This window comes from Falsirhodobacter algicola (genome assembly GCF_018279165.1).
GTDB classification, from domain to species: Bacteria; Pseudomonadota; Alphaproteobacteria; order Rhodobacterales; family Rhodobacteraceae; genus Falsirhodobacter; species Falsirhodobacter algicola.
The window spans coordinates 1076516-1103359 of sequence record NZ_CP047289.1 but is presented as its reverse complement, the minus strand read 5'-3'; the positions used below and the strand labels follow the sequence as shown (position 1 = coordinate 1103359).

Annotated in this window: 25 protein-coding genes; 18 read left to right on the top strand and 7 right to left on the bottom strand. The window is 66.2% G+C overall.

The window, feature by feature from the left end:
- The first annotated feature begins 38 nt into the window (after positions 1 to 38).
- From groES to GR316_RS05520, 4 genes are all read left to right on the top strand, one after another.
- A complete protein-coding gene (gene groES / locus GR316_RS05535) occupies positions 39 to 326 on the top strand; it encodes a co-chaperone GroES (protein WP_211785012.1) in 288 nt (95 codons plus the stop codon).
- Positions 327 to 377: 51 nt separating this feature from the next.
- Positions 378 to 2015, top strand: coding sequence for a chaperonin GroEL (gene groL / locus GR316_RS05530; protein WP_211785011.1), 1638 nt, complete (start codon positions 378 to 380; stop codon positions 2013 to 2015).
- Positions 2016 to 2177: 162 nt separating this feature from the next.
- Complete coding sequence (locus GR316_RS05525; RefSeq protein ID WP_211785010.1) at positions 2178 to 2639, top strand: lytic transglycosylase domain-containing protein; 462 nt, start codon at positions 2178 to 2180, stop codon at positions 2637 to 2639.
- Positions 2640 to 2695: 56 nt separating this feature from the next.
- Positions 2696 to 3367, top strand: coding sequence for a hypothetical protein (locus tag GR316_RS05520; protein WP_211785009.1), 672 nt, complete (start codon positions 2696 to 2698; stop codon positions 3365 to 3367).
- On the opposite strand, the gene GR316_RS05515 is transcribed toward GR316_RS05520, so the two are convergent.
- Both GR316_RS05515 and GR316_RS05510 read right to left on the bottom strand, forming a co-directional pair.
- Positions 3337 to 3774, bottom strand: a complete 438-nt coding sequence (locus tag GR316_RS05515; RefSeq protein WP_211785008.1) for an NUDIX domain-containing protein — start codon at positions 3772 to 3774, stop codon at positions 3337 to 3339. The genes GR316_RS05520 and GR316_RS05515 overlap by 31 nt on opposite strands.
- The gene (locus GR316_RS05510) at positions 3771 to 4019 is read right to left on the bottom strand and encodes an accessory factor UbiK family protein (RefSeq protein ID WP_211785007.1); all 249 of its coding nucleotides are present in this window, start codon (positions 4017 to 4019) and stop codon (positions 3771 to 3773) included. The genes GR316_RS05515 and GR316_RS05510 overlap by 4 nt, the downstream gene beginning before the upstream one ends.
- Positions 4020 to 4118: 99 nt before the next feature.
- Between GR316_RS05510 and lgt the strand changes: the two genes are divergently transcribed.
- The 3 genes from lgt to pgeF are packed head-to-tail and all read left to right on the top strand — an operon-like array spanning position 4119 to position 6744.
- The gene (gene lgt / locus GR316_RS05505) at positions 4119 to 4997 is read left to right on the top strand and encodes a prolipoprotein diacylglyceryl transferase (protein WP_211785006.1); all 879 of its coding nucleotides are present in this window, start codon (positions 4119 to 4121) and stop codon (positions 4995 to 4997) included.
- Positions 4994 to 6007, top strand: coding sequence for a class I SAM-dependent methyltransferase (locus GR316_RS05500; RefSeq protein WP_211785118.1), 1014 nt, complete (start codon positions 4994 to 4996; stop codon positions 6005 to 6007). The genes lgt and GR316_RS05500 overlap by 4 nt, the downstream gene beginning before the upstream one ends.
- Positions 6004 to 6744 carry a peptidoglycan editing factor PgeF gene (gene pgeF, locus GR316_RS05495; protein ID WP_211785005.1) on the top strand — a complete coding sequence of 247 codons (741 nt, stop codon included), beginning with the start codon at positions 6004 to 6006 and terminating at the stop codon, positions 6742 to 6744. Before GR316_RS05500 ends, pgeF begins: the two co-directional genes overlap by 4 nt.
- On the opposite strand, the gene GR316_RS05490 is transcribed toward pgeF, so the two are convergent.
- Complete coding sequence (locus tag GR316_RS05490; protein ID WP_211785004.1) at positions 6722 to 7228, bottom strand: Lrp/AsnC family transcriptional regulator; 507 nt, start codon at positions 7226 to 7228, stop codon at positions 6722 to 6724. The two genes, pgeF and GR316_RS05490, sit on opposite strands and share 23 nt — an antisense overlap.
- A gap of 136 nt (positions 7229 to 7364) precedes the next feature.
- On the opposite strand from GR316_RS05490, the gene trxB reads away from it, so the two are divergent.
- Together trxB and GR316_RS05480 are read left to right on the top strand one after the other, a co-directional pair.
- On the top strand, positions 7365 to 8318 hold the full coding sequence (gene trxB, locus GR316_RS05485) for a thioredoxin-disulfide reductase (RefSeq protein ID WP_211785003.1): 954 nt from the start codon (positions 7365 to 7367) through the stop codon (positions 8316 to 8318).
- Positions 8319 to 8420: 102 nt separating this feature from the next.
- Complete coding sequence (locus GR316_RS05480; RefSeq protein WP_211785002.1) at positions 8421 to 9476, top strand: Hint domain-containing protein; 1056 nt, start codon at positions 8421 to 8423, stop codon at positions 9474 to 9476.
- On the opposite strand, the gene GR316_RS05475 is transcribed toward GR316_RS05480, so the two are convergent.
- Positions 9473 to 9688 carry a DUF1150 family protein gene (locus tag GR316_RS05475; RefSeq protein WP_211785001.1) on the bottom strand — a complete coding sequence of 72 codons (216 nt, stop codon included), beginning with the start codon at positions 9686 to 9688 and terminating at the stop codon, positions 9473 to 9475. The two genes, GR316_RS05480 and GR316_RS05475, sit on opposite strands and share 4 nt — an antisense overlap.
- Before the next feature lie 14 nt (positions 9689 to 9702).
- Positions 9703 to 10119, bottom strand: coding sequence for an Hsp20 family protein (locus GR316_RS05470; RefSeq protein WP_211785000.1), 417 nt, complete (start codon positions 10117 to 10119; stop codon positions 9703 to 9705).
- 170 nt (positions 10120 to 10289) lie between these two features.
- Here GR316_RS05470 and GR316_RS05465 point away from each other — a divergent pair, with 170 nt between their 5' ends.
- From GR316_RS05465 to GR316_RS13895, 7 genes are all read left to right on the top strand, one after another.
- The gene (locus GR316_RS05465; RefSeq protein ID WP_211784999.1) at positions 10290 to 10508 is read left to right on the top strand and encodes a YdcH family protein; all 219 of its coding nucleotides are present in this window, start codon (positions 10290 to 10292) and stop codon (positions 10506 to 10508) included.
- Between the two features lie 60 nt (positions 10509 to 10568).
- A complete protein-coding gene (purE, locus tag GR316_RS05460; protein WP_211784998.1) occupies positions 10569 to 11048 on the top strand; it encodes a 5-(carboxyamino)imidazole ribonucleotide mutase in 480 nt (159 codons plus the stop codon).
- Positions 11045 to 12130, top strand: coding sequence for a 5-(carboxyamino)imidazole ribonucleotide synthase (locus GR316_RS05455; protein ID WP_211784997.1), 1086 nt, complete (start codon positions 11045 to 11047; stop codon positions 12128 to 12130). Before purE ends, GR316_RS05455 begins: the two co-directional genes overlap by 4 nt.
- A 27-nt stretch (positions 12131 to 12157) precedes the next feature.
- Entirely contained in the window at positions 12158 to 14158 is a 2001-nt protein-coding gene (locus tag GR316_RS05450; RefSeq protein ID WP_390625185.1) for a M3 family metallopeptidase, read from the top strand.
- Complete coding sequence (locus tag GR316_RS05445) at positions 14155 to 14454, top strand: Rdx family protein (protein ID WP_211784995.1); 300 nt, start codon at positions 14155 to 14157, stop codon at positions 14452 to 14454. The genes GR316_RS05450 and GR316_RS05445 overlap by 4 nt, the downstream gene beginning before the upstream one ends.
- A gap of 3 nt (positions 14455 to 14457) precedes the next feature.
- Positions 14458 to 15138: an SDR family oxidoreductase gene (locus tag GR316_RS05440; RefSeq protein WP_211784994.1), complete on the top strand. Its 681-nt coding sequence runs from the start codon at positions 14458 to 14460 to the stop codon at positions 15136 to 15138.
- A gap of 341 nt (positions 15139 to 15479) precedes the next feature.
- On the top strand, positions 15480 to 21842 hold the full coding sequence (locus GR316_RS13895; protein WP_305798380.1) for a Hint domain-containing protein: 6363 nt from the start codon (positions 15480 to 15482) through the stop codon (positions 21840 to 21842).
- A 33-nt stretch (positions 21843 to 21875) separates the two neighbouring features.
- On the opposite strand, the gene moaA is transcribed toward GR316_RS13895, so the two are convergent.
- Positions 21876 to 22865 carry a GTP 3',8-cyclase MoaA gene (moaA, locus tag GR316_RS05370; protein ID WP_211784993.1) on the bottom strand — a complete coding sequence of 330 codons (990 nt, stop codon included), beginning with the start codon at positions 22863 to 22865 and terminating at the stop codon, positions 21876 to 21878.
- Between the two features lie 82 nt (positions 22866 to 22947).
- Between moaA and GR316_RS05365 the strand changes: the two genes are divergently transcribed.
- On the top strand, positions 22948 to 23385 hold the full coding sequence (locus tag GR316_RS05365) for a hypothetical protein (protein WP_390625184.1): 438 nt from the start codon (positions 22948 to 22950) through the stop codon (positions 23383 to 23385).
- Between the two features lie 81 nt (positions 23386 to 23466).
- Entirely contained in the window at positions 23467 to 26316 is a 2850-nt protein-coding gene (gene uvrA, locus GR316_RS05360) for an excinuclease ABC subunit UvrA (RefSeq protein ID WP_211784991.1), read from the top strand.
- Here uvrA and GR316_RS05355 read toward each other — a convergent pair whose 3' ends face one another.
- Positions 26317 to 26781: a hypothetical protein gene (locus GR316_RS05355; protein WP_211784990.1), complete on the bottom strand. Its 465-nt coding sequence runs from the start codon at positions 26779 to 26781 to the stop codon at positions 26317 to 26319.
- Positions 26782 to 26844: the final 63 nt, after the last annotated feature.

The following is a 26844-nucleotide window of genomic DNA, read 5'->3' as shown; positions in this document are numbered from 1 at the left end:
TAAAAACATTCAACCGTGGATCCCAAGGGAGTTCCCAGATGGCATTCAAACCGTTGCACGACCGTGTTCTGGTCCGCCGCATCGAAGGCGAAGAAAAGACCAAGGGCGGCCTGATCATCCCCGACAGCGCCAAAGAAAAGCCGTCCGAGGGCGAGATCATCGCCGTGGGCGAAGGTGCGCGCAAGGATTCGGGCGAGCTGATCGCACCCTCCGTCAAGGAAGGCGATCGCATCCTGTTCGGCAAGTGGTCCGGCACCGAAGTGACCATCGACGGCAAAGAGCTGCTGATCATGAAGGAAAGCGACATCCTCGGGATCATGTCCTGATCCGGACCCGTCGCTTCCTCTAACGCAATACAGACTGACAGGAGCTAGAGAATGGCCAAGGACGTCAAATTCGATACCGATGCCCGCGACCGCATGCTGCGCGGCGTGAACATCCTCGCAGACGCCGTGAAGGTGACGCTGGGCCCCAAAGGCCGCAACGTCGTGATCGAGAAATCCTTCGGTGCCCCGCGCATCACGAAGGACGGTGTTTCGGTCGCCAAGGAAATCGAACTGTCCGACAAGTTCGAGAACATGGGCGCCCAGATGGTGAAGGAAGTCGCTTCCCGCACCAACGACGAAGCCGGTGACGGCACCACGACCGCGACGGTGCTGGCGCAAGCCATCATCAAGGACGGCCTGAAGGCCGTTGCCGCCGGCATGAACCCGATGGACCTCAAGCGCGGCATCGACCTCGCGACGTCCAAAGTGGTTGCGGCGATCCGTGCGGCCGCCCGCCCGGTGAACGATTCCGCCGAAGTCGCCCAAGTCGGCACCATCTCCGCCAACGGCGAGCGTGAGATCGGTCAGCAGATCGCGGACGCGATGCAGAAGGTCGGCAACGAGGGTGTCATCACCGTCGAAGAGAACAAAGGCCTCGAGACCGAGACCGAAGTCGTCGAAGGCATGCAGTTCGACCGCGGCTACCTGTCGCCCTACTTCGTCACGAACCCCGACAAGATGGTCGCGGAACTGGACGACGCGCTGATCCTGCTGCACGAGAAGAAACTCTCCTCGCTGCAACCGATGGTTCCGCTGCTGGAATCTGTGATCCAGTCGCAAAAGCCGCTGATCATCATCGCCGAGGACGTCGAAGGCGAGGCTCTGGCCACGCTGGTCGTCAACAAGCTGCGCGGCGGTCTGAAGATCGCAGCCGTGAAGGCTCCGGGCTTCGGCGATCGTCGTAAGGCCATGCTGCAGGACATCGCGATCTTGACCGGCGGTCAGGTCATCTCCGAAGACCTCGGCATGAAGCTTGAGAATGTCACCATCGACATGCTCGGCAAAGCCAAGAAAGTCACCATCACCAAAGACGCGACGACCGTCGTCGACGGTGCTGGCGACAAAGCCGAGATCGCCGCTCGCGTGGCTCAGATCCGCACGCAGATCGAGGAAACCACCTCGGACTACGACCGCGAGAAGCTGCAAGAGCGTGTTGCCAAGCTGGCTGGCGGCGTTGCCGTCATCCGCGTCGGCGGCATGACCGAAGTCGAAGTAAAAGAGCGTAAGGACCGCGTCGATGACGCCCTGAACGCAACGCGCGCGGCTGTGCAAGAAGGTGTCGTCGTCGGTGGCGGTGTCGCTCTGATCCAAGGCGGCAAGGCTCTGGAAGGCGTCGAGGGTGCGAACTCCGACCAGAACGCGGGTATCGCCATCGTGCGCCGCGCGCTGGAAGCGCCGCTGCGTCAGATCGCTCAGAACGCGGGCGTGGACGGTTCGGTCGTCGCGGGCAAGATCCGCGAGTCGGGCGATCTGAAGTTCGGCTTCAACGCTCAGACCGAAGAGTATGGCGACATGTTCGCCTTCGGCGTGATCGACCCGGCGAAAGTCGTCCGCACCGCGCTGGAAGACGCGGCGTCGGTGGCCTCGCTGCTGATCACCACCGAAGCGATGATCGCCGAGAAGCCCGAGCCGAAAGCGGCCGCTGGCGGCGGTATGCCCGACATGGGCGGCATGGGCGGCATGATGTAAGCTGCCGTTTCCGTTTGGAAACAGGGGGGCGTCCTTCGGGGCGCCCCTTTTTCTTTGCGCAAGAATCCGCCCATGCGGGTTGACAGCGGTATCCGGCGCTTGCCGGGCTGCGGGCCAAGCCGGTAGCGTCCTTCGCAACGCCAACATTCCCGGGACAGACATATGCTGCGTGCCGCCCTTGCCCTGACGCTGATCCTTGGCCTGTCGGCCTGTGGCGGGGGAGGGACCGTATCGCGGAGCGCGTCGGCCGACTTGCAGATCCCGGCGGGCCGGGTGGAGGTCGCCCGGATGGTGGATCGTTATGCCGATCTCTATGGCGTGCCCCGCAGCCTTGCGCACCGCGTCGTGCGCCGCGAAAGCACCTACAACCCCACCGCCCGCAACGGCAGCTATTTCGGTCTGATGCAGATCGCCCCGCAGACCGCCCGCATCATGGGCTTCAAGGGGGAGCCGACGCAGCTTCTGGATGCCGACACCAATCTGAAATACGCGATGAAATATCTGCGCGGTGCATGGATGGTGTCGAACGGCAATCAGGACAAGGCGGTGGAGTGGTACTCCAAAGGCTATTACTACGAGGCGAAGCGTAAGGGCCTTCTCTACGAGACGGGCCTGCGCTCCTGATCCCCGCTCTTCTTGGCATCGCGGCCTGTCTGGCGCTGATCCTGCAGGGGCGCGGGGTGGCGGAGCCGGGGGTTCTGGCCGGGACGGTGCTGGCCTCCGGTGCCTTTGGCATGTGGCTCGTGCTTTTGGTGCGCCGCAAGCGGACGGAGCGTCCGCCCCGGCTGCGGCTGGATGGGTGCAGCTTCGGCGGGGCGGCAGGATGCATCGTCTGGATCGCGGGGCTCGCATGGGCCGAGGCCGGGATGGGCGCGGTGGCGACGGGCTTTTGCATGGGTGCGGCGCTCACGGCGCTGGCCGCGCGCGTCGCGCTGCGCGATCCGGTCATTTGCGGCGCATGGGTATGGGCGGGCGGTTGCGCGGCGATTGCGCTTTGGTCCGGGGCACCGATGGGGGTGCTGGCCGGGGCAGGCTTCGGCGTTCAGGCGGTTCTGGCGCGGCGCGGCGACACGCTCGACCGGCATGCGAGCCATCTGGTTCTGGCGGCCCCGGCGGCAATCCTGCTTCTGGCAGCCCATCCACCCCTGCACGGGGAGGTGCTCGTCATCGCGCTTGCCGCCGGTGCGGCATTGGCGCTTGGCGGGGCGGCGTGGCACCAGATGCTGCGCGGCCCGGCATTGGCCCCGCTGGTGCTGGTCTTGGGGGTGGGGTCGGGGTTCGTCCTGCCGGCCCTTTGCGGCGCGGCGGCGGTCTGGGGCCTTCAGCGGATGATCGGCTCCAACGGATCATAGATCATGCCGCCATCCCACGCGGCGCGGGCAAGGCTGTCCGGCTTGACGCGCAGGCTGGCAAGCTCCTCGCGCGAGACCCAGCGGCGATGCACCACCACGCCCTCGGGGTCGCGCCAGTCCTCGGACAGCTCCCCCGCAGTCACCCGGCATCGGAAATAGACATCGACCTGATGGAAAGAGCCATGGGGATCGTGGAATTCGTTCACCATGGCAGGGGCACCGACCTCGATCGTCAGGCCGGTTTCCTCATGCACCTCGCGGATGAGGTTGCCGGGAAGCGACATATGCGGATCGGCGCCGCCCCCGGGGGCGGTCCACAGATCCGACACGCCGCCGGGCCATGCGTTCACGATCAGCAGGCGGCCCTGCGGATCGAGGATCAAAGCCCGGACGGCAACGCGGATCATTCCGCGTGCTTTGCCTCCAGCGCGGCGATGCGCGCGGTCAGCGCCTCGTTCTGCTCGCGGGCCTTCACGGCCATCAGGCGGACGGCCTCGAACTCCTCGCGGGTCACGAGGTCGCGGTCGGCCAGCCAGCGATCGACCATGCCGCGAAAGGCGGTCTCCGCCTCGGTGCGGGCACCTTGGGCGACGCCCATCGCATTGGTCATCAGCTGCGACATATCGTCGAAAATCTTGGAACGCGCGGTCATGGCATCTCCTGTTCACTTGCCCCATGATATGGCGGCGCGGGGCGCGGTTGACAACCCTGCCGCCGCGCCGGACAAAGCGCGCAAAGCAGCTGAGGCGCCATGAGCTACATTCCCTTCCCGGATATCTCACCCGAGATTTTCACGCTGCATCTTGGCAGCTTCGCCTTCTCGCTGCGCTGGTATGCGCTGGCCTATATCACGGGCTTGCTGCTGGGCTGGTGGATCGTGCGGCGCGCGATCGCCTGCACCGGCCTCTGGCCCGCTGCCACACCCCCCATGACCGCCGAGCAGGTGGAGCGTCTGCTCACATGGGTCATCTTCGGCGTCGTGCTGGGCGGGCGCATGGGGTTCGTGCTCTTCTACGAGCCGGGCTATTACGCCGCCAATCCCGGGCAGATCCTTCAGGTCTGGCAGGGGGGGATGTCGTTCCACGGCGGCTTCCTTGGCGTGATCGTCGCCACATGGATCTTCTGTGCGCGGGAGGGGATCGGCCGGCTGGCCGCGGCCGATCTAATGGCGCTGGCGGTGCCGCCGGGGCTGTTCTTCGGGCGCATCGCCAATTTCATCAATGCCGAACTCTGGGGCCGTCCCACCGATCTGCCTTGGGGCGTCGCCTTCCCCGGCGATGCCGCGCAGTTCTGTCCGGGGGTGGAGGGGATCTGCGCGCGCCATCCCTCGCAGCTTTACGAGGCGGCGCTGGAGGGCATCCTGCTCTTTGCGCTGATCTGGGTGCTGATCCTGCGGCGCGGCTGGCTGAAATGGCCGGGGGCGATCTGCGGCACCTTCGTCGCGGGCTACGGCATCGCGCGCTTTCTGGTGGAATTCGTCCGCCAGCCGGATGCGCAATTCGTCTCGCCCGGCAATCCCCTTGGCCTTGCATGGCAGATCGGCGGCTATGGGCTGACGCAGGGGCAGGCGCTGTCGCTGCCGATGATCGCCATCGGCCTGTGGCTGATCCTGCGGGCCCGGCGGGCGTGACGCCGCTGGGCGACATCCTCGCGCGGCGCATCGCGCAGACGGGGCCGATCAGCCTTGCCGACTACATGGCCGAATGCCTGCTGCATCCCGTCCACGGCTATTACACCACGCGCGAGCCCTTTGGCACGGCGGGCGATTTCATCACCGCCCCCGAGATCAGCCAGATGTTCGGTGAGCTGTTGGGCCTCTGCCTTGCGCAGCACTGGCTGATGTCGGGGGGCGGGCCCTTCACCTTGGCCGAGCTTGGCCCGGGGCGCGGCACGCTGATGGCCGACATCCTGCGCGCAACCCGGAAGGTTCCCGGCTTTCACGCCAGCGCCGATGTCGTTCTGGTGGAGGCGAGCCCCCGCTTGCGCGCGATCCAAGCGCAGCGCGTTCCAGAGGCGCGGCATGTCGGCAGCGTGCACGATATGCCGGACGGCCCGCTTTGGCTGGTGGCGAACGAGTTCTTCGATGCCCTGCCGATCCGCCAATTCGTGCGCGACGGCGCGGCATGGCGGGAACGTGTGGTCGGCCCCGACCTGCGCCCCGGCCTTTCCGCCCCGATCGCGCTGCCTGCCCTCGAGGCGCGCCTTGCCGACACCGCGGACGGCGATGTGGTAGAGATCTGCCCCCAAGCCGCGCCGATCATGGATGCGATCGCCGCCCGCGTGGCGGTGGGGGGCATGGCGCTGATCGTCGATTACGGCGGCTGGCAATCGCGCGGCGATACGTTTCAGGCGATGGCCGATCATGCCTATGTCGATCCCTTTGCCGCGCCGGGGCAGGCGGATCTGACGGCGCATGTCGATTTCGCGGCGCTGGCGCGGCTGCGGCCGTCCTATACCACGCAGGGGCAGCTTCTGACCGCGCTCGGCATCGCGGCGCGGGCCGAGCGGTTGTCGGCGGGCGGCGATGATCGCCACGTCACCGCGATGCAGCGGTTGACCGAACCGGGGCAGATGGGCGAACTGTTCAAGGCGCTGGCCATCACGGCGCCGCAAGCACCACCACCACCGGGATTCGCATGACGCTCGACATCATCACCTCCCGCGCGCTGCATCCGCTGCGCCATAGCTTCTTCACCCGCAAGGGGGGCGCATCCTCGGGCGTGTTCGCCGGGCTGAATTGCGGGTTCGGCAGCACGGACATGCCGGAGGTCGTGGCGATCAACCGCGCCCGCGTCGCCGAGGCGATGGACGTGGCCCCGGATGCCATCCGCACCCTGCAACAGGTCCATTCCGCCGATGTGGTCACGGCCCCGTTCGAAGGAAGCCCCGCCGCCGATGCCATGGTGACCAACCACCCCGGCACCGTGCTGTCGATCCTGACGGCCGATTGCCAGCCGGTGCTGCTGGCCGATCCGGCCGCGGGGGTGATCGGCGCCGCCCATGCCGGATGGAAGGGCGCCATCGCCGGCATCCTCGAAGCGACGGTGGAGGCGATGCGCGATCTGGGGGCGAGCGACATCCGCGCGGTGATCGGCCCCTGCATCAGCCAACGCGCCTATGAGGTGGGGCCGGAGCTTCTGGCCACCTTCATGGCCGAGGACGATGCCCATGCCCGCTTCTTCGCGCAGGGGCAGGGGGACCGGCTGCTGTTCGATCTGCCGGGCTTTGGTCTGTCGCGTCTGCGCGCGGCGGGGGCAGAGGCCGAATGGACCGGCCACTGCACCTATTCGGATGCGGAGCGGTTCTATTCCTTCCGCCGTGCCACCCATGCCGGAGAGGCCGATTACGGCCGCCTTATCGCGTCGATCCGGCTTTGATCCGCGCCTCCAGCACGTTGAAGGGGACGCCGGGTTCGTCCTTGGCCCCCCGGATCACGAGGCTGGTCTTCACGCTGGCGACATTCGCCGCCGAGGTGAGGTGCTGCGTCAGGAAGGTCTGAAACGTGCTCAGATCCGGCGCGACGCATTTCAGGATGAAGTCGATCTCGCCGTTCAGCATGTGGCATTCGCGCACCAGCGGCAACGAGCGGCAATGTTCCTCGAAGGCGGACAGATCGCGCTCGGCCTGACTGTTCAGGCGGACCATCGCAAACACCTGCACCTCGAACCCCATCTGACGCGGGTCGATGCGGGCGTGATAGCCTTGGATGTATCCGGCCTCCTCCAGCGCGCGGACGCGGCGCAGGCAGGGCGGGGCGGATATGCCCACGCGCCGGGCAAGTTCGACATTGGTGATTCGACCGTCCGCCTGAAGTTCTGCCAGGATCTGCCGGTCAATGGGATCGAGCTTCGATCCGGCCATGTAAGTCTCCGTTCGTGATGGCCGGACATTACAAGCGCCGCAGTCCATGCGCAATATTGTGTCGCGCATCCAGCGGGGGTTTTCGCGTCTTCCTGCGTCGCCTATATCGGCTCGGCATCATCGAAAGGGCGCTCCCATGGCCGAAACGCGGCACAGCAAGGTTCTGATCATCGGCTCCGGTCCTGCCGGCTACACGGCGGCCGTCTATTCGGCGCGCGCCATGCTGGAACCGGTCCTCGTGCAGGGGCTGCAGCCCGGCGGGCAGCTGACCATCACCACCGAGGTGGAGAACTGGCCCGGCGACACGCATGTGCAGGGCCCCGACCTGATGGTCCGCATGGAGGAACATGCCCGCGCCATGGGGGCGGACATCGTGACGGATTACATCACCGACCTCGATCTGTCGGTGCGGCCCTTCGTGGCCAAGGCCGATAGCGGCACGACCTTCACCGCCGACGCTCTGATCCTCGCCACTGGCGCGCAGGCCCGCTGGCTCGGTCTGCCGAGCGAGGAGAAGTTCAAGGGCTTCGGCGTTTCGGCTTGCGCGACCTGCGACGGCTTCTTCTATCGCGGCAAGGAGGTCGTGGTGGTGGGCGGCGGCAACACCGCCGTCGAAGAGGCGCTGTTCCTGACGAACTTCGCCAGCAAGGTCACGCTGATCCACCGCCGCGACACCCTGCGGGCCGAAAAGATCCTTCAGGACCGCCTGTTCAACCATCCCAAGGTGGAACTGGCATGGCACAGCGTCGTGGAGGAGGTCGTCGGCACCGAAGGCCCCCTTGGCGTGACGGGCGCGCGGGTGCGCGATGTCCGCGACGGCAGCGAGCGCGTGATCCCCTGCGACGGCTTCTTCGTCGCGATCGGCCATTCCCCGGCCTCGGAACTGGTGAAGGATCAACTGGAACTGCATTCCGACGGCTATGTGAAGGTGGAGGCCGGGGGCACCCGCACCTCGGTGCCGGGTGTCTTTGCGGCGGGCGATCTGACGGACCATGTCTATCGTCAGGCGATCACCAGCGCCGGAATGGGCTGCATGGCGGCGTTGGATGCCGAACGCTGGCTGGCTGGCATCGATTCCGCACATTTTTAACTTTCGGCATTCTATGTGAAAGCCACGGGAAAGGCGTGACCGCGCCGAGCCCGTGGCACAGTGCCCCGACATCAGCATCTCCGTGTGACAAGGAGAATGGTGATGTCGGATACGTCGACCTGGGGCTGGTACGTCAGCAAGACCTGGCCCAAATTCGCGGAAGAGAAATACTACCAGACCAGAAACGGCGTCGTGTCGGACAATGCCGACGACACGTTCAAGAAGGCCGGGAACGGCACGAAGCTGGACGTGTCGAAGGCGATGAAGACCGTCACTTGGCACGATGACGACAATGACGGTCTGATCCGCGACAGCGACACCGATGACGGATCGGGCGCGGGCAAGGACCGCGTGATCATCGACGGCAAGTCCAAGACGATCTACGACATGATGCGCTATGAGAACAGCACCGTGCGCATCAACGGCCAGTTGGTGAAGATGCCGGTGGATGTCTTCGTCTTCACCGACGGCACCTATCTGATCCGGCCCCGCGACGCCTACATCCCCAAGGGCGCGAACATCAATTCCTTCTCCGACATCCAACTCGGTCAGTGGGACGGGGTGGAGAATTACGGTCTCGAAACCGCGGCCCGGCAGGGGCAGATGCCCTGCTTTGCGGCCGGAACGATGATCCTGACGCCCGAGGGGGAGCGCCGGGTGGAGGATTTGGTGGCGGGCGATCTCGTCCAGACGCTCGATCATGGGCCGCAGCCGGTGCGCTGGGCCGGGGCGCGGGCGGTGTCCGGTCAGGGGACGCTGGCGCCGATCCTGTTCGCGCCGGGCGCGGCGGGGAACGACCGGCCGATGCGCGTTTCACCGCAGCACCGCATTCTGGTCGAAGGCTGGCGCGCCGAAATGACGGTGGGCGCGGCGGAAGTACTGGTCGCGGCCAAGCATCTTGCGAACGACATCACCATCCGCGCCGAACCGTGCGAGACGGTCACCTATGTCCATCTGATGTTCGACGCGCATGAGATCGTCCGTTCCGACGGCGCATGGACCGAAAGCTACCACCCCGGGGATTGGGGGGCATCGGTGCTCGATCAGGACCAATGGAACGAGATCACGGGCATCTTCCCCGAGCTTCTGGCAGGGCCGCAAGCCTACGGCCCCACGGCGCGCCCCTGCGTCGCCGCATGGGAGGCGCGCGTGTTCTAGTGCACGTTCACCGGCGCAAGGTCGTTCTGAAGCGCAAGCTGGAACGCCATGTGCCGGTTGCGCACCAGCGCAAGCTGCTCACCCTCGGCGTTGTGCAGGGCGTAGAGGGTGTCCAGACCCTCGGCTTGTTCCTGCACATCCTCGGGCAGATCGGCCACGGCGACGGGGCGGACATAGACCAGCCGCTCGGCGTCTTGCTCTGTCGTCTGCATCTCGGTTCCTCCTGTCATGGGCGTTGCGTGCGGATCGGAATGGTCTGCACGATGGTGTCGGGCACGGTGCGCCGCAGATCCACATGCAGCAGTCCATGCTCAAGATCGGCGCCGGCGACTTCCACGCCATCCGCCAGTACGAAGCTGCGCTGGAAGGCGCGGCCCGCGATGCCCCGATGCAGGAACACCCGGGCGTTCGGGTCTTCGTCCTGCCGACCGCGGATCACCAGCTGGCGATCCTCCACCGTGATGGACAGATCGCTTTCCCGAAAGCCCGCCACGGCGAGCGTGATGCGATAGGCGTTGTCGGCCACAGCTTCGATGTTGAAGGGGGGATAGCCCTCTGCGGATTTCGCCGTCCGCTCCACCAGCCGTTCCAGCTGCTCGAATCCCAGAAGATGGGGATGTGCCCCGAAGCTTAATTTCGTCATTCGCTTGTCCTTGCGTGAAGCGACAAATCGCGCAGGCCCTTGCGGCGCCCGTCTTTCGAATATGGGGCGATGGGGGATACCTTGCAAGCCTTGGGTCCGGGCGCAGAAATTTCCCCCGTGCGGCGCAGGATCGGTTAAGGTGACACGAAGATCACAGCCGCGAATCTGTCATGAACGTGCCGAGCGACGTCAACCTGGAAGAAATGCTGCGTATCCGGGTGGAGGTTCTGCGGCGCGAGCATCGTGATCTCGACGATGCGATCCTTGCGCTGGAACAACAGCCGCTGCCCGATCCGCTGCAACTGCGCCGTCTGAAAAAGCGCAAACTCTCTCTCAAGGATGAGATCGTGCGGATCGAGGATCAGCTTATCCCCGACATCATCGCCTGATGGCATTGCGGGCGTCTGGCCGCGCTGTATGATGCGCGCCTGAAAAACAAGGGGGTCAGCATGGGCGTCGATGTCGGAATCATCATGGGAAGCCAGTCGGACTGGCCGACGATGCGCGAAGCCGCGCTGATCCTCGATGAGCTTGGGATTTCCTACGAGACGCGCATCGTTTCGGCGCATCGCACGCCCGACCGGCTCTGGACCTATGGCCGCGAGGCGGCGGGCCGGCTGAAGGTGATCATCGCCGGGGCCGGGGGCGCGGCGCACCTTCCGGGGATGATGGCCTCCAAGACGCGGGTGCCGGTGATCGGCGTTCCGGTGCAGACGAAGGCGCTGTCGGGGGTCGATAGCCTCTATTCCATTCTGCAGATGCCGAAGGGCTTTCCGGTCGCGACCATGGCGATCGGTTCGGCGGGCGCGGCCAATGCCGGGCTGATGGCGGCGGGCATCCTCGCCATCGGCGACGAGACCCTTGCCGCGCGGCTCGATGCATGGCGCGAGGCGCTGTCCGCCTCCATCCCCGAGGAGCCGCAGGAATGAGCTTGGACACCGGCGCAACCATTGGCATCCTCGGCGGCGGGCAACTGGGGCGCATGCTGGCCGTGGCCGCCAGCCGCCTTGGTTTTCGCACCCATATCTTCGAGCCGTCGGCGAACCCGCCCGCGGCCGATGTCGCCCATGCGGTGACGACGGCGGGCTATGACGATCACGCGGCGCTGCGGGCCTTTGCCGCCGCCGTCGATGTCATCACCTACGAGTTCGAGAATATCCCGACCGCCGCCCTCGACGTTCTGGAAGCGGAGCGTCCGATCCGGCCGAACCGCCGGGCGCTGGCCACCAGTCAGGACCGCATCGCGGAAAAGGATTTCCTGTCGGGCCTCGGCCTTCGGGTCGCGCCCTATCACGCGGTGAACGATGCGGCGGATCTGGCCGAAGGGCTGGCGCGGATCGGCGCCCCCGCGATCCTGAAGACCACCCGCCTCGGCTATGACGGCAAGGGGCAGGCGCGGATCATGGCCGATGCCGATGCCGACAGTGCGCTGGCAGCGATGCGCGGCGCGCCGGCGGTCCTCGAAGGGTTCGTGTCCTTCAGCCACGAGGTCTCGGTCATCGCGGCGCGCGGCCTCGATGGCAGCGTTTCCGCCTATGATCCGGGGGAGAATGTGCACCGCGACGGCATCCTGCACACCACCACCATTCCGGCCCGCCTGACGCCCGGTCAGCGGTCGGATGCAGTGCTGATGGCGGCGAAGATCCTCAACACCCTCGATTATGTCGGGGTGATGGGGGTGGAGTTGTTCGTGACGGCGGACGGCCTCATCGTGAACGAGATCGCGCCCCGTGTGCACAATTCCGGCCATTGGACGCAGAACGGCTGCGCCGTCGATCAGTTCGAGCAGCATATCCGCGCCGTCGCAGGCTGGCCGCTGGGCGATGGGGGCCGTCATTCCGATGTCGTGATGGAGAACCTGATCGGCGACGATGTTCTGCGCGTGCCCGACATCGCGGCCGAGCGGAACGCGGCCCTGCATCTCTATGGCAAGGCCGAGGCGCGCCCCGGTCGCAAGATGGGGCATGTCAATCGTGTGACGCGGGGGGCTGGCGATCCCCGTCGCTCCTGACTAGCTTCATGGGCAAAGGAGATGCCCATGAACCCGCTTCTGTCCGAATGGACCGCGCCCTTCGGTCTGCCGCCCTTCGACGCCATCCGCGACGCCGATTTCGCCCCCGCCTTCGACGCCGCCTTGGCCGAGGCGCGGGCCAACATCACCCGCATCGCGGATGATCCGTCGCCGCCCAGCTTTGCCAACACCATCGAGGCACTGGAATTGGCCGAAGAGGCGCTGAACCGGGTGGCGGGCGTCTTCTATCCCCTGTCGGGCGCCGACAGCACCGACGCGCGCGAGGCGCTGCAGCGCGACCTTGCGCCGAAGATGTCGGCTTTTTCCTCCGAGATCATCAACAACCGGACGCTCTTTGCGCGGATCGACGTGCTCTGGCAGGCCCGCGATCAGTTGGGCCTGACGGAGGAGGAGACGCGCGTTCTCGACCTCTATCACCGCATGTTCGTGCGGGCGGGGGCGCGGCTGGCGGGCCCGGACGCCGCCCGGCTGACCGAGGTGAAGGCGCGGCTTGCCGTGCTGGGCACGCAGTTCAGCCAGAACCTCCTGTCCGAGGAGCGGGACTGGTATCACGACCTCGACGATCTGTCCGGCCTTCCCGATTTCGTGGTGGAGGCTGCCCGCGCCGCCGCGCAGGAGCGCGGACGCGAGGGGCATGTCGTCACGCTGAACCGCTCGCTGATCGTGCCGTTCTTGCAATTCTCGGACAATCGCGACTTGCGCCGCATCGCCTACGAGGCGTGGACGGCGCGCGGCGCGAACGGCAATGCCGCCGACAACCGCGCCATCGCCGCCGAGATCCTGACCCTGCGCGAGGAACGCGCCCGCCTTCTAGGCTATGACAGCTTCGCCGCCTACAAGCTGGAGCCGGAGATGGCCCGCACCCCCGAAACGGTGCGCGATCTGCTGATGCAGGTCTGGGCACCGGCCCGCCGCAAGGCCGCCGAGGATGCCGAGGTGCTGACGCGGATGCTGCACGAGGATGGGATCGGCGGCGATCTCGAACCTTGGGACTGGCGCTATTATTCCGAGCGCCGCCGCAAGGCCGAGCATGACCTCGACGAGGCGGCGATCAAGCCGTTCTTCTCGCTCGATGCGATGATCCGGGCGGCGTTCGACGTGGCGCATCGCCTGTTCGGGCTGGAGTTCCGCCCGCTCGACGTGCCGCTCTATCACCCGGACGCCCGCGCGTGGGAGGTGACGCGGAACGGCCAGCATCTCGCGGTCTTCGTCGGGGATTACTTCGCCCGAGGCTCCAAGCGGTCGGGGGCGTGGTGCACCGCGATGCGGGTGCAGCGGCGGCTGGGCGGGGCGCAGGCGCCGATCGTGATGAACGTGTGCAACTTCGCCAAGGGTGATCCGGCGCTGCTGTCCTATGACGATGCGCGCACGCTGTTCCACGAATTCGGCCATGCGCTGCACCAGATGCTGTCGAACGTTTCCTATGCCTTCATCTCGGGTACCTCGGTCGCGCGCGATTTCGTAGAACTGCCGAGCCAGCTCTATGAACACTGGCTGGAGGTGCCGGAGGTGCTGGCCACCCATGCCCGCCATGTCCGCACCGGCGCGCCGATGCCGCAGGACCTGATGGACCGGCTTCTGGCCGCCGGCACCTACGATCAGGCCTTCGCGACGGTGGAATACGTCTCCTCGGCGCTGGTGGATCTGGAGTTTCACAGCGGCGCCGCCCCGGCCGATCCGATGGCGCGGCAGGCGGAGATCCTTGCCGATCTGGGGATGCCGCGCGCGATCCGGATGCGCCACGCGACGCCGCATTTCAGCCATGTCTTTTCCGGCGACGGCTATTCCTCGGGCTATTACAGCTACATGTGGTCCGAGGTGATGGATGCCGATGCCTTCGCCGCCTTCTTGGAAACGGGCGATGCCTTCGATCCCGAAACCGCCCGCAAGCTGGAGGAGCATATCCTCTCGGCCGGTGGGTCGGCGGATGCGGAATCCCTCTATGTCGCCTTCCGTGGCCGCATGCCGGGGGTGGAGGCGCTGCTGCAGGGCCGGGGGCTGGCATGAGCGGGCCTGCGATCTCCTTCACCTACTGCACGCAATGCAACTGGATGCTGCGGACCGCATGGCTCGCGCAGGAACTGCTTCAGACCTTCGGGCAGGATCTGGCCTCGGTGACGCTGGTGCCGGGCACGGGCGGCATCTTTCAGATCACGCTGGACGGCACGCTGATCTGGGACCGGGTTCGGGACGGGGGCTTCCCCGACAGCCGCGCGCTGAAGCAGCGCATCCGCGATACCGCATGGCCGGAGCGTGATCTGGGCCATGTGGACCGGGCACGTCCCGCGCCGCAGGGGGAGTAGCGGATGCAAGGCACCACGAAACGCGCCATCGTCACCGGGGGTGCCGGACTGATCGGCACCGGCCTCTGCCGCGCCCTTCGGGCCGCAGGGTGGGAGGTTGCGGCCTTCGACATTCGGGGCGGGGAAGGGTGCATCGGCTGCGATGTCGCCGACGAAGGCTCGATCGCCCGCGCCTTCGAGGGCCTCGGCTGGGACCGGCTCGATCTTCTGGTGAACAATGCGGGCATCGCGGACCCGGAGAATGGCCCGGTGCAGGATCTGCCGCTGGATCGGTGGCGGCGCATCCTCGACAGCCATCTGACCGGCGCGTTTCTAATGACGCGGGCGGCAGTGCCGCTGATGGCGGGCGGCGGGGCGATCGTCAACGTCGCCTCCACCCGCGCGTTCATGTCCGAACCCCGGACCGAGGCCTATGCCGCCGCCAAGGGCGGGCTCGTCGCGCTGACCCATGCGCTTGCTGTCAGCCTTGGCCCGGCGATCCGCGTGAACGCGGTCGCCCCCGGCTGGATCGCCGATCCCGAGGGTTTGCGCCCGGAGGATCACGCCCAGCATCCCGCGGGCCGTGTCGGCCGCCCGGAGGATGTGGCGGGGGCCGTGATCTACCTTGCCGAAGCCGGTTTCACGACGGGTGAGGTGCTGACGCTGGACGGCGGGATGTCGCGCAAGATGATCTATCGCGACTGACATCCCCCGCGCCTGGGGGCGCCCGGACCACGCCGAGTCGAAGGCGCCCGTCCGCCTTGCGCGAAACCCGGTTTTGCCGATGCAACATGCCGTGGCAAGGATGCATCACAACCCTGAGTTGCATATAGTTAACAAAATATAAACCTAAGGTTAAATACGCAATTACAGTATCTTAGGGAAGGTTTTTCGACCATGTCATACAACTTCGCCGGGATCATGATTGATCTGCATTAAGCAACGGAAATAAAATCGACGGCCATTTCAAACGGCTTGTTGACCGCCTTTATTCGCCGCGCGATTTGGACACCAAAATCGTCGCGCGTTGCATGTAGGAGTGAGTCATGGCTGTCGGAACCACCCGTACCGGGTACCTCGTTACCCCCCGTAGCGCCTCCTACAGCTCCGAACGGTTCGGGTACTTCGATGCCGTCTCCGGCTCGTCCTCCACCTTCAGCGAGGGCGTGTATATCGGCACGGGCCGGATCAGCACGGGCACGTCCGGCACCTCGGGCGGGATCACCGGGTCGTTCTACAGCGATCAGAACGGGCAGATCTATTTCGTGCCCGATGGCACCGCGACCCCGTCGGGTAGCAACTATCAGGTAACGTCGTTCGATGTCGGCGGTGACGGCACGACCGACCATAACATCGCAAGCTCTTACGGCACGACCGGCGGCGATACGATCACCGGCGACGACAGCGCCAACGCCCTCTATGGCGGCGCACTGCCGGCGCAGGGCCAGTCCGGGATCAACAATACCACCGGCAACGATTCCTTGGATGCGGGCGGCGGCAACGATTACGTCTTCGGCTGGGATGGCAACGACACGATCGAGGGCGGCGCCGGCAACGACACGCTCTATGGCGGCACGGGCAACGATTACATCTATGCCGGGCTTGGCGACGACTCGCTGTTCGGCGGCGCGGGCACCGACACGCTGAGCTTCGTCAACAGCACGAGCGGCGTGCGCGTCAACCTCGGCACGGCCAGCGTCTCGGGCGGTTCGGGAACGGACAACGTCTTCGGTTTCGAAGTCGTGGAAGGCTCCAGCTCGGCCGATACGATCTGGGGTTCGCGCGATGCGGACACGATCTATGGCGGCAATGGGGCGGACTTCCTGTCGGCGCGGGCGGGCAATGACGTCGTCTATGGCGGCGCCGGGGCGGATACGGTCTATGGCGGGTTCGGCAACGACACCGTCTTTGGCGATAACGGCACGGATCTTCTCTATGGCCGCGCGGGCGCCGATGTCATCGCGGGCGGTGCGGCCAACGACACCATCTATGGTGGCGGCGGGGCCGATGCCCTTTATGGCGGCGACACGCTGGCGGCCGGTGATACCGGTTCGGGCGACACCAACACCGGCGCGGACCTGATCTATGGCGGTGACGGCCGCGACACCATCTTCGGCGGTGCGGGCAACGACACGCTGTATGGCGGCGGCCTTTCGGACACGATCTATGGCGGCGCGGGCAACGATTCGATCGTAGGCGATGGTTTCGACACTGGTGCCTCCACCACCAGCGGCACGGTCGACTGGCAGGGGTTCACCGCGTCCACCGGCTCCACCGATCCCGACAGCCTGTCGACGGCCGCGACGCAGACGCCTAGCAACGGCCCCATCGACGTGACGCTCGAATACACGAACACCGGAAACGGCGGCAACGTCGGCGGTGTGTCGAACTTCCTGAAAACGACCACGGCGATGGCGGGCGACAGCTCGACGGGAGAGGTCTCGGCCGCGCGGCTCTACCAGTCGGGTGACAGCAACACGTCCGACTACATGGCGATCAACTTCGCCTCCAACAGCGACTCCTATCAGTCGGGCGTGCAGAACGTTTCGTTCACGATCAACGATCTGGATCAGACGACCGGTTTCACCGACCGCGTGGTCGTCCGCGCCTATGACGCCGATGGCAACGCGCTGAACGTGACGATGACGCGTGTCGGCTCGGGTGTGACCATCTCCGGCAGCGGGACGTCCGCCGCGACGGCCACCGGCACGGCAGATGCAACGAGCACGACGCCGGATAGCGTGGATGGAGCGGTTCGCGTCACCATTGCCACCGGCAGCACCTCGACCCCGGTCGCTCGGATCGAAATCGAGTATCTGAACGCATCCTCCACCCCGACGGCGCAGCATGCGGTCTGGATCTCCAATGTCACCTATACGACCGTGGCGGCGACCGCAGGCGACGATTCGCTGGTGGGCGGCGACGGCAACGATACGATCCTCGGCAATGCCGGCAACGACACGCTGGTCGGCGATGCAGGCGATGATCAGCTGTTCGGTGGCACGGGCAACGACCGCCTCGAAGGCGGCACCGGCAACGATTCCATGGATGGCGGCACCGGCAACGACACGTTCGTTCTGCAGGACACCTTCGGCAGGGACACGATCATCGGCGGCGAGGATACCGGCAACGGCGATCTCGACCTGATCGACGGCTCGGCCGTAACGCAGAACATGGACGTGCGGTGGACGGGCACCGAGACGGGGACGATCCGCACGACGGGTCAGGCCGACAGCCTCGCAGGCACCTTTAGCCAGATCGAGCGTCTCACGACGGGATCGGGCGACGACACCGTGAACGCCTCGGCGAGCACGCAGGGCGTCTATGTGACGATGAACGGCGGCAACGACACCTTCCTCGGTGGCTCGGGCAACGACACCGTCTTTGGCGGGGCTGGCAATGACAGTATTGCGGGCGGCACCGGCGACGATTCCATGGATGGCGGCACCGGCACCGACACGTTCGTGCTGCAGAACACGTTCGGCAAGGACACGATCATCGGCGGCGAGGATACCGGCAACGGCGATCTCGACCTGATCGACGGCTCGGCCGTGACGCAGGCGATGGACGTGCGCTGGACCGGCACCGAGGCGGGCACGATCCGCACGACGGGTCAGGTCGACAGCCTCGCGGGCACCTTCAGCCAGATCGAGCGTGTCTCCACGGGCTCGGGCGCCGATACGGTGAACGCCTCGGCGAGCACGGTGGGCGTCTATGTCTCGACCAATGCCGGGAACGATACGGTTCTGGGCGGTTCGGGCGACGACACGGTGTTCGGCGGCGCGGGCAATGACAGCCTGACGGGCGGGGCGGGCAATGACAGCCTCGACGGCGGCGACGGCAACGACACGCTCTTCGGTGGCGACGGCACGGACAAGCTCTTCGGCGGCGCGGGCGATGACAGCCTCGACGGTGGTGCGGGCAATGACAGCCTCGACGGCGGGGCGGGCAACGACACGCTGATCGGCGGCGACGGCAACGACACGCTGTTGGGCGGCGAGGGCAACGACGCGCTCTATGGCGGCACCGGCGACGATTCCATGGATGGCGGCACCGGCACCGACACGTTCGTGCTGCAGAACACGTTCGGCAAGGACACGATCATCGGCGGCGAGGATACCGGCAACGCCGATCTCGACCTGATCGACGGCTCGGCCGTGACGCAGGCGATGGACGTGCGCTGGACCGGCACCGAGGCGGGGACGATCCGGACGACGGGTCAGGTCGACAGCCTTGCGGGCACCTTCAGCCAGATCGAGCGCGTCTCCACGGGCTCGGGCGCCGATACGGTGAACGCCTCGGCGAGCACGGTGGGCGTCTATGTCTCGACCAATGCCGGGAACGACACGGTTCTGGGCGGTTCGGGCGACGACACGGTGTTCGGCGGCGCGGGCGATGACAGCCTCGGCGGTGGTGCGGGCAATGACAGCCTCGACGGCGGCGACGGCAACGACACGCTGATCGGCGGCGACGGCAACGACACGCTGCTGGGCGGCGAGGGCAACGACCGTCTCGAAGGCGGCACCGGCGACGATTCCATGGATGGCGGGACCGGCACCGACACGTTCGTGCTGCAGAACACCTTCGGTAAGGACACGATCATCGGCGGCGAGGATACCGGCAACGGCGATCTCGACCTGATCGACGGCTCGGCCGTGACGCAGGCGATGGACGTGCGTTGGACCGGCACCGAGGCGGGCACGTTCCGCCAGACGAGCCAAGCCGACAGCCTTGCAGGCACCTTCAGCCAGATCGAGCGTGTCTCCACGGGCTCGGGCGCGGATACGGTGAACGCCTCGGCGAGCACAGTGGGCGTCTATGTCTCGACCAATGCCGGCAACGATACGGTTCTGGGCGGTTCGGGCGACGACACGGTGTTCGGCGGCGCGGGCAATGACAGCCTGACGGGCGGGGCGGGCAACGACAGCCTCGACGGCGGCGACGGCAACGACACGCTCTTCGGTGGCGACGGTACGGACACGCTCTTCGGCGGTGCGGGCGATGACAGCCTCGACGGCGGCGCAGGCAATGACAGCCTCGATGGCGGGGCGGGTAACGACACGCTGATCGGCGGCGACGGCAACGACACGCTGCTGGGCGGCGAAGGCAACGACCGCCTCGAAGGCGGAACCGGCGACGATGCCATGGACGGGGGGACCGGCACCGACACGTTCGTGCTGCAGAACACGTTCGGCAAGGACACGATCATCGGCGGCGAGGATACCGGCAACGGCGATCTCGACCTGATCGACGGCTCGGCCGTGACGCAGGCGATGGACGTGCGCTGGACCGGCACCGAGGCGGGCACGATCCGCACGACGGGTCAGGTCGACAGCCTCGCGGGCACCTTCAGCCAGATCGAGCGTGTCTCCACCGGTTCGGGCGCGGATACGGTGAACGCCTCGGCGAGCACGGTGGGCGTCTATGTCTCGACCAATGCCGGGAACGATACGGTTCTGGGCGGTTCGGGCAACGACACGGTGTTCGGCGGCGCGGGCGATGACAGCCTCGGCGGTGGTGCGGGCAATGACAGCCTCGACGGCGGCGACGGCAACGACACGCTGATCGGCGGCGACGGCAACGACACGCTGCTGGGCGGCGAGGGCAACGACGCGCTCTATGGCGGCATCGGCGACGATTCCATGGATGGCGGGACCGGCACCGACACGTTCGTGCTGCAGAACACGTTCGGCAAGGACACGATCATCGGCGGCGAGGATACCGGCAACGGCGATCTCGACCTGATCGACGGGTCTGCCGTGACGCAGGCGATGGACGTGCGCTGGACCGGCACCGAGGCGGGCACGTTCCGCCAGACGAGCCAAGCCGACAGCCTTGCGGGCACCTTCAGCCAGATCGAGCGCGTCTCCACGGGCTCGGGCGCCGATACGGTGAACGCCTCGGCGAGCACGGTGGGCGTCTATGTCTCGACCAATGCCGGGAACGATACGGTTCTGGGCGGTTCGGGCGACGACACGGTGTTCGGCGGCGCGGGCAATGACAGCCTGACGGGCGGGGCGGGCAATGACAGCCTCGACGGTGGCGATGGCAACGACACGCTCTTCGGTGGCGACGGCACGGACACGCTCTTCGGCGGTGCGGGCGATGACAGCCTCGACGGCGGGGCTGGCAATGACAGCCTCGACGGCGGGACGGGCAACGACACGCTGATCGGCGGCGACGGCAACGACACGCTGCTCGGCGGCGAGGGCAACGACGCGCTCTATGGCGGCGCTGGCGACGACCAGCTGTTCGGCGGTGCCGGGAACGACACCCTCTACAGCGGTTCGGGCAACGACGCGCTCTATGGCGGTGACGGCGACGATACCTTCGTCATCGAGGATGGTTTCACCGGCGAGGCCATCGATGGCGGTGCCAACACGGCCACGGGCGACACGCTGGATCTGAGCCGTCTGACGACGGGCACGTCCACGCCCGCCAGTGTCAACGTGACGATGGCGAGCGCCGGTACGGGCCAGTTCACGACCAGCAACGCCAACGGCACCTTCACGGCGATCGAGAACATCGTCACGGGTGGCGGAAGCGATGTCGTCGATCTGCGGAACGCCTCCTCGTCGAACTGGTCGGTCACGACCGGCGCGGGCAATGACGATCTGCTCGTCAATGTCAGCACCGACACGACCGATCCGGTCACGATCAACTTCTTCGGCGGGGCGGATGATGACGATCCGGCGACGAGCGAACGCGACCGCCTGATCCTTCAGGGCATCGAGGGCGGCAAGCGTGCCATCAACCTCGACAACGTTACGACCAATGCGGATGGCAGCTATTCCGGCTTCGTCACCGTGGGCAACCGGACGATCAACTTCGAGAACGTCGAGAGCATCCTCTGCTTCACGCCGGGCGCGATGATCCAGACGTTGGGCGGCGCCCGTCCGGTGGAGACGCTGAAGATCGGCGATATGGTGATGACCCGCGACAACGGTCTGCAGCCCATCCGCTGGATCGGCCAAACCACCGTCAAGGCCGAGGGCCGGTTCGCGCCGATCCGCATCCGCAAGGCGATGATGCCGGAGCTGACGGCGGATCTCGTCGTCTCGCCTCAGCACCGGATGCTGATCGAAGGCTATCGCGCGGAACTGCTGTTCGGCAGCCGCGAGGTACTGGTTGCGGCGAAGCATCTGGTGGACGATGCCTGCGTGACGGTCGAGGAAGGCGGCGCCGTGACCTATGTGCACATGCTGTTTGACCAGCACGAGGTGGTCATGGCCAACGGCGTTCCGACGGAAAGCTTCCATCCGGCCAGCTATGGCATCTCGGGCATGGGGGAGGAGGCTCGCGAAGAGCTGTTCGCCCTGTTCCCCGATCTGCGCGCGCTGCCCGACAGCTATGGCGACACGGCGCGCCGCGTGCTGAAGGCGTTCGAGGTGAAGGCGCTGATCGCCTGACGCCCTTCGGCGGCCCGCCATCGAGGCGGGCCGTCAGCCCCCGGTATGGCTCATATGGCGGGGCATCTGTCCCGCCACTTGCTGCCGGGAATAGTCGAAATCGTGGCCCTTCGGCTTGCGGCCGATCGCATCGCGGATCGCCGCCTCCAGATCCCCCCCATCACGCAGAATTGCGCGCAGATCGGCGCGATCCTCCTGCCCGAGGCACATGTACAGCTCCCCCGTGCAGGTCAGCCGCACGCGGTTGCAGCTTTCGCAGAAGTTGTGGGTCATGGGCGTGATGAATCCGATCTTCTGCCCCGTCTCGGCGATCTGCACATAACGCGCCGGGCCGCCCGTACGCTCGGCCAGCGGGATCAGGCTGAACCGCTCGCCCAAGGTGCGGCGCAGATCGCGCAGCGACCAGTACTGATCGAGGCGATCGCCCGTGTCGCCCATGGGCATGACCTCGATGAAGGTCAGATCGTGCCCCTCGGCCCGGCACCAGTCGAGCAGGGGGAACAGCTCGTCCTCGTTGAATCCCTTCAGCGCGACGGTGTTGATCTTCACCCGCAGCCCGGCCGCCTTCGCCGCCGAGATCCCCTCCATCACCTGCGCCAGACGCCCCCACCGCGTGATATGGGCGAATTTCGCATCATCCAGCGTGTCGAGCGAGACGTTGATCCGCCGCACGCCGCAGGCCGCCAGATCCTCGGCATATTTCGCCAGCTGCGATCCGTTGGTCGTCAGCGTCAACTCCTCCAGCGCGCCGGAGGCGAGATGGCGCGACAGACCGCGGAAGAGGTCCATGATGTTGCGCCGCACCAACGGCTCCCCGCCCGTGACGCGCAGCTTGCGCACCCCCAGTTCGATGAAGCCGGTGCACAGGCGCTCCATCTCTTCGAGGGTCAGGAGTTCGGCCTTGGGCAGGAAGGTCATCTGCTCGGCCATGCAGTAGAGGCACCGGAAATCGCATCGATCCGTGACGGAGATACGCAGGTAGGTGATGGCTCTCTGATACGGATCGATAAGGGGCGTTTGCATGGGCGAAAGGTAGGGCGGGGGCGGGGGGCGCTCAAGCCCGATTGACAGCTTATTGCGCGGCCCTACTCTCCGCTGCATGCGTGTGATCCTGATCCTCCCCGTCATCGCCCTTGCTGGCTGCGCCCAGCTCTCCGACACCTTCCGCCGCACACCGGCGGCCGAACCTGCGACGGCGGCCCCGACGGCCACGTTCGGGGCGGGCGCGGCGCGTACCGCCGAGAGCTACGATCTGACGAGCGAGGCCGAGCGTCAGCGCGCCGTCAGCGCCCCGGTCGATGCCGGTGCGGAACGGCTGGGTCAGGTGATCGTCAGCCTCGGCAACGCGGCCGAGCCGGGCTTCTGGCTCCGCTCCTCGCTGGTGGATCAGGCCGGGCGCGGCCGGGTGGAAACGGCGGACGGGCAATCCGTCGCGGTGGACCTGCTGCCGGGGGCGGGATCGGCGCAGCTGTCGCTCGCGGCCTACCGCGCGCTTGGCCTGTCGCTGACGGCGCTGCCGCAGGTGACGGTCTTCGGCGACTGACGTTCACCAATCGTTCACCTTTGCGCCTTGGCAGGCGCGCCGACACTGCCTATCTACAGGCCGACCGATCCGGGGAATGGCATGGAACAGAAGTTCATAGAGGTGCGCGGCGCGCGTGAGCACAACCTCAAGGGCGTGGATGTGGACATCCCGCGCGATAAGTTCGTGGTCATCACGGGGCTGTCGGGCTCGGGGAAATCCTCCCTCGCCTTCGACACGATCTATGCCGAAGGGCAGCGGCGCTATGTCGAGAGCCTGAGCGCCTACGCTCGGCAGTTCCTCGACATGATGGGCAAGCCGGATGTGGATCACATCTCCGGCCTCTCGCCCGCCATCTCGATCGAGCAGAAGACGACGTCGAAGAACCCCCGCTCCACGGTCGGCACGGTGACGGAGATCTACGACTATCTCCGCCTGCTCTATGCCCGGGCGGGAACGCCCTTCTCTCCGGCGACGGGGCTGCCGATCACCGCGCAGCAGGTGCAGGACATGGTGGATATCGTCATGGGCCTGCCCGAAGGCACCCGCGGCTATCTGCTCGCCCCCATCGTGCGTGACCGCAAGGGCGAGTATCGCAAGGAATTCCTCGATCTGCGCAAGCAGGGCTTCCAGCGCGTGAAGGTGAACGGCGCCTTCTATGAACTGGACGAGCCGCCGACGCTCGACAAGAAATTCCGCCACAATATCGACGTGGTGGTGGACCGGATCGTGGTGCGCGGCGATATCGCGACGCGCCTTGCCGACAGTTTCCGCACGGCGCTGAACCTTGCCGATGGCATCGCCATCTTCGAAACCGCCACGGACGAGCCGGAGCGGACGACCTTCTCCGAGAAGTTCGCCTGCCCGGTGTCTGGCTTCACCATCCCCGAGATCGAGCCGCGCCTCTTCTCCTTCAACGCGCCCTTCGGGGCCTGCCCGGCCTGCGACGGCCTTGGGGTGGAGATGTTCTTCGACCCGCGCCTCGTCGTGCCGGATCAGAACCTGTCGGTCGCGGCGGGGGCCATCGCGCCGTGGGCGAAATCGAAATCCCCCTACGTCACCCAGACGATCGAGGCGCTGTCCGCCCATTACGAATTCGACCGGAAGACGAAATGGAAAGACCTGCCGAAGAAGGTGCAGGACGTGTTCCTGAACGGCTCCGGCAAGGAGGAGATCACCTTCCGCTACGACGAGGCGGGCCGCGTCTATCAGGTCGCGCGCACCTTCGAAGGCCTGCTGCCGAACCTCGAACGCCGCTACCGCGAAACGGACAGCGCGTGGAGCCGGGAGGAGTTGGAACGCTATCAGAACCAGCGGCCCTGCGGCACCTGCGGCGGCTACCGCCTGAAGCCCGAGGCGCTGGCGGTGAAGATCGCCGGCCTGCATGTCGGTCAGGTGGTGGAGATGTCGATCAAGGATGCCCATGCGTGGATGGACAGCGTTCCCGCCTCGCTGAGCGCCCAGAAGAACGAGATCGCCCGCGCCATCCTGAAGGAGATCCGCGAGCGTCTGGGCTTCCTCGTGAATGTCGGCCTCGATTACCTCTCCATGAGCCGCGCCGCCGGCACCTTGTCGGGCGGGGAGAGCCAGCGCATCCGGCTGGCCTCGCAGATCGGGTCGGGCCTGACGGGCGTGCTCTATGTGCTGGACGAGCCGTCGATCGGCCTGCATCAGCGCGACAACGACCGGCTGCTGACGACGCTGAAGAACCTGCGGGATCAAGGCAACTCGGTCCTCGTGGTGGAGCATGACGAAGACGCGATCCGCGAGGCCGATTATGTCTTTGATATCGGTCCGGGCGCGGGTGTGCATGGGGGCCAAGTCGTGGCCCATGGCACCCCGGCCGAGATCGCGAAGAACCCCGACAGCGTGACGGGTCAGTACCTGAACGGCACCCGCGCCATTCCCATCCCCGCCGAACGGCGCAAGGGCAATGGCAAGGCGCTGACCGTGGTGAAGGCGAGCGGCAACAACCTGCATGATGTCACGGCGGAGTTTCCGCTGGGTAAATTCGTCTGCGTCACCGGCGTGTCGGGCGGGGGCAAATCCACGCTGACGATCGAGACGCTGTTCAAGACCGCCGCCCTGAAGCTGAACGGCGCCCACGAGACGCCCGCCCCCTGCGAGACGATCAAGGGGTTCGAGCATCTCGACAAGGTCATCGACATCGACCAGCGCCCGATCGGGCGCACGCCCCGGTCGAACCCTGCGACCTATACCGGGGCCTTCACCCCGATCCGCGATTGGTTCGCGGGGCTGCCGGAATCCAAGGCGCGCGGCTACGGCCCCGGTCGGTTCAGCTTCAACGTGAAAGGCGGCCGCTGCGAGGCGTGTCAGGGCGACGGCGTCATAAAGATCGAGATGCATTTCCTGCCGGATGTCTATGTCACCTGCGAGACATGCAAAGGCGCTCGGTACAACCGGGAAACTTTGGAAATCCGCTTCAAGGACAAGAGCATCGCCGACGTTCTTGATATGACGGTCGAAGATGCGCAGGGCTTCTTCCAAGCGGTGCCGAGCATCCGGGAGAAGATGGATGCGCTGGTGCGCGTCGGTCTAGGCTATATTAAGGTCGGTCAGCAGGCGACGACCCTGTCGGGCGGCGAGGCGCAGCGCGTGAAGCTTTCGAAAGAGCTGAGCCGCCGGGCCACGGGGCGCACGCTCTATATCCTCGACGAGCCGACGACCGGCCTGCATTTCGAGGATGTGAAGAAGCTGCTGGAGGTGCTGCACGAGTTGGTGGAGCAGGGCAACACCGTCGTCGTGATCGAACACAACCTCGATGTGGTGAAGACCGCCGACTGGATCATCGACATCGGTCCCGAAGGGGGCGACGGCGGTGGCCGCATCGTCGCCGAGGGGACCCCCGAGGATGTGGCCCGCATCGAAGCGAGCCACACGGGCCGCTACCTTGCTCCGATGTTGAAGCAAGGTCGCATGGCCGCGGAATGATCAGTTCAGCGCACTGAGAAGGCCGACCAGCGCGATCACCTGAAGCGTGTCGTTGTCGACGCGCACCACATGGTCGTTCAGAACGCGGTAGCTCTGCCCATGCGGGGCGGCCGGCAGGCGGCGCATCTTGTCGGCCGGCACCGTCTTCCAGTTGCGGGCATCTTCGCCGACATGCGGGTTGTGGCCCGCGCCCTTGCCGGGTTTGGAATTGGCATGTTTCTGATCGTGCTTGTCCTTGTGATCGTCGTGCCGGTCATCCTTCTTGTCATCCCGGCGGTCATCGTGCCGGTCGTCGCCGCGCGCGCCAGAGTTGCCGTGACCATCGTGCTGGTCCTTGTCTTTCACGGCACGCTCGCACGCATCATGGCCCGCCTTGCATTGGTCGTCATACCGGGGGGCGGTATCCGCCAGAACCGGAGTGCCGAGCATCAGGGTTGCGGCGGCGGTCAGAAGCAGGGAACGCATGTAAGTCTCCTTTGTCGCGTCATAAAGCTTCAACGCATCCGCCCGTCGTTTCCGCCGCAGTCT